This is a genomic window from Aerococcus sp. L_32 (assembly GCF_050689315.1).
Genome location: NZ_JBOEQF010001210.1, coordinates 1 through 551, shown reverse-complemented (window position 1 = coordinate 551; position 551 = coordinate 1). Strand labels below are relative to the sequence as shown.

The following is a 551-nucleotide window of genomic DNA, read 5'->3' as shown; positions in this document are numbered from 1 at the left end:
ACCTTTATGCCTGAAGAAGGACCAGATGATTTACGTGCCCATCTTTTAGAAGCAGTCGAATCTTTCGATGACACGTTACAAATTCTATTTTTAGTTGATTTGTGGGGAGGTTCACCATTCAACCAGGCCAATACAATTCACGAAGAAATGCCAGAACGCACAGCAATTGTAAGTGGGTTAAATCTACCAATGCTCTTAGAAGCTTTGGGTCAACGATTTGGTTCTGATCAAGTGGCAGATGTTGCTAAACACATTTTGACAAGAGACGTGTCAGGTATTCGTGTAAAACCTGAAGCACTTGGGGAAGGCATTGACGCCCCAGCAGCTGCAGCTAGCGAAGGTAGCCAAGAAGAGGAGCAAGTTGGTACCTTAACACCTGGTACTGTATTAGGTGATGGGAAGATTAAGTATGTCCTAGCACGCGTGGATACCCGTTTATTACACGGTCAAGTAGCCACTGGTTGGGTGAAATCAGTTAACCCTAACCGTATTATCGTTGTATCGGACAAGGTAGCCCAAGATGACATGCGTAAATCATTGATTCAACAAGC

The 551-nt window shown here is 44.1% G+C and carries 1 protein-coding gene; it reads left to right on the top strand.

From position 1 onward, the window contains the following. Positions 1-551: PTS sugar transporter subunit IIB (locus ACRCJ0_RS18975; RefSeq protein ID WP_431391755.1), on the top strand; the 551-nt coding region annotated here is incomplete at both ends.